Origin of the sequence: Pseudoalteromonas sp. SK18 (genome assembly GCF_001974855.1) — a bacterium.
Classification (GTDB): domain Bacteria; phylum Pseudomonadota; class Gammaproteobacteria; order Enterobacterales; family Alteromonadaceae; genus Pseudoalteromonas.
The window spans coordinates 1-2189 of the sequence record NZ_MTQB01000052.1 but is presented as its reverse complement, the minus strand read 5'-3'; the positions used below and the strand labels follow the sequence as shown (position 1 = coordinate 2189).

The window sequence follows — 2189 nt, the reverse complement described above, 5'->3', positions numbered from 1 at the left end:
CTTATTATCTTCAATTGGGTATATTTCACCAGCTCAATATGAAACAGACTACTATGATAATTTAAACGAGTCAGGTAAAGTGGCCTGACTTAAACAAACTGGTCTCCGATGAACTCGGGGCGATTCATAAAGTTGTTTTGTAGAACGACTAACAATTCATCATACAAATTATCAGTCGTCATTAAACTTTTCATATATAGCATCCGTTTTATATAAAGTAAGTTCAACCCCTTCAGCCATTTTGTAATGAAAGAGTTTTTAAAGTTAGCGGGTCTTACTATACAAGTATTTATACATAACTACAGGTGATAAATTTTTATGAAACACACTTTAGCGCTAGCATTAACCTCTGTGGGGCTTTTGTTTAGCTCATTAACGTACGCTAAAACTGAACAAGCTATTTTAGCCGGAGGCTGTTTTTGGTGTATGGAAAGCGATTTTGAAAAACTCGAAGGTGTAACCGATGTGATCTCAGGTTTTACCGGCGGTGAACTTAAAAACCCTACCTACAATGGTAATCACCGCGGCCATTACGAAGCCGTTCTAGTTACCTACAACACTGACGTATTAAGCTATCAAGATATTTTAAACCATTACTGGGTTAACATTGACCCTTTTGACGCCAAAGGCCAGTTTTGTGATAAAGGCCCAAGCTACCGTAGCGCGATTTTTGTTGCTAATGAGCAACAGCGACAATTAGCTAAGCAATCTAAACAAGCCGTTATTAATGAATTTCCTGATCAAACAGTGGTAACGCCAATTCTCGACGCTAAAACCTTTTACCCGATAAAAGGCGATGAAAGTTATCATCAAGATTACTATAAAAATAATCCTATTCGTTATAACACCTATCGCTGGCGCTGTGGTCGCGACAATCGCCTAGAAGACATTTGGGGCGATAGAGTTACCCATTAAGTTTATAAAACCAAAAAGGCTGCATAAAATGCAGCCTTTTTAATATTTAAGCAAAGCAATAGCAGAATAATTACTTATTCTCTTCTCAAAGCTGCAAGCCCACGTAAACAATTAATTTTTAAAGACTTTAAAAACACTGCAGCTATGATGTGATGATTTCTTTTTTATAGGAAACACCTTAAACCAAAATGCCATTTCAAAAACAAAGCCCGCAATAATAAAAAAAAATAAGCCGGTAGTGCTACCGTATGAATAACATGCAATAGCGGCAATAATTAATGCAGCTAAAATCAACCATTTTATAAATACATTCATCTCTAATACCCTAGTGATTAATAATATAGTTTGAATTAGCAACTATCAGTTATTTCTTGATTCTTTAATAAAGCGATATCTAAATTCAGACAAGTAACCGAGTACCATAACCAACATTGTAGAATTAAAATCACCATTAATAAGAAGCGTCCAAATATACTCTTTAGTATTAAAGCTGATGTATACGCTCATTACAAAAGCAACAATGCTACCCCCCTTAAATGTCCATGAATATTCACCAAAAAAAGACTCAAACATACTTTTGTCAATAGGTTTATCTTCCATAATAACTCCTTGCATTTACGACGTTTTTTAATAAGTTTGCTTATCGTAATAGTTAGCTTATTACGAGTCTATTATATCGTTAAAGTTAAATGTTACGGATTGTTTCTGCATCGCTTTTATTATCAATAAGGGTTATTTGAAGAACCTTAAGTTACCAGTGTGTCCATACAAGTACATCCTAGCTTAAAACAAGTTACTAGATGATTTAATTCAAAGGTAAAATTTTTTGTTGCCACAAAAGGGACTAATGAGTACTTTAATTAAATAACTAGTTTTATAACCTAACCTAGTTATTAAGTACTAAATACAATTTCATACTTTAAATTTATACAGGAGATTTTCCTTGCTTGATATCATCGCGCTTTTTATAAAAGTAAATCATTACAAAACATTTAATGAAGCGTCAGTAAAGTTAAATATTCCTTTACCCACGTTACAAAGAAAAATAAAAAAACTTGAAGAAGACTTATCGTTAGCGTTGTTTTATCGTGAAAAAGGAAGGCTGCGATTAACAGAGCCTGGAAAGAGTTTCTATAGCCACTGCCTATGTAGTGGCATAGTTAATTTGGCCACCCATTAAGAAAGAAATGTTATGCTAATAAGCATACAAATTTGGGTGAAAAAATGACGAAATTAAAACGCGCAACGTATTCTGCGGCAATCAAATTAGAAAC

General features: G+C 33.9%; 4 protein-coding genes. 2 read left to right on the top strand and 2 right to left on the bottom strand.

Annotated features, from left to right (window positions below; translation table 11 throughout):
* The first annotated feature begins 318 nt into the window (after positions 1 to 318).
* Entirely contained in the window at positions 319 to 915 is a 597-nt protein-coding gene (msrA, locus tag BW139_RS18035; RefSeq protein ID WP_076920574.1) for a peptide-methionine (S)-S-oxide reductase MsrA, read from the top strand.
* A gap of 111 nt (positions 916 to 1026) precedes the next feature.
* Here msrA and BW139_RS18030 read toward each other — a convergent pair whose 3' ends face one another.
* Both BW139_RS18030 and BW139_RS18025 read right to left on the bottom strand, forming a co-directional pair.
* A complete protein-coding gene (locus BW139_RS18030; protein ID WP_076920573.1) occupies positions 1027 to 1230 on the bottom strand; it encodes a hypothetical protein in 204 nt (67 codons plus the stop codon).
* Positions 1231 to 1275: 45 nt separating this feature from the next.
* On the bottom strand, positions 1276 to 1515 hold the full coding sequence (locus tag BW139_RS18025) for a hypothetical protein (protein ID WP_076920572.1): 240 nt from the start codon (positions 1513 to 1515) through the stop codon (positions 1276 to 1278).
* Positions 1516 to 1858: 343 nt separating this feature from the next.
* Between BW139_RS18025 and BW139_RS18020 the strand changes: the two genes are divergently transcribed.
* Positions 1859 to 2095 (top strand): LysR family transcriptional regulator, encoded by a 237-nt coding sequence (locus BW139_RS18020; protein ID WP_254844989.1) that lies wholly within the window; start codon positions 1859 to 1861, stop codon positions 2093 to 2095.
* The last annotated feature ends 94 nt before the right edge of the window (positions 2096 to 2189 follow it).

Coding starts and splice junctions, on each gene's coding strand:
- BW139_RS18025 (WP_076920572.1), bottom strand. CDS start 1,515: ATGGAAGATAAACCTATTGACAAAAGTATGTTTGAGTCTTTTTTTGGT.
- BW139_RS18030 (WP_076920573.1), bottom strand. CDS start 1,230: ATGAATGTATTTATAAAATGGTTGATTTTAGCTGCATTAATTATTGCC.
- msrA (WP_076920574.1), top strand. CDS start 319: ATGAAACACACTTTAGCGCTAGCATTAACCTCTGTGGGGCTTTTGTTT.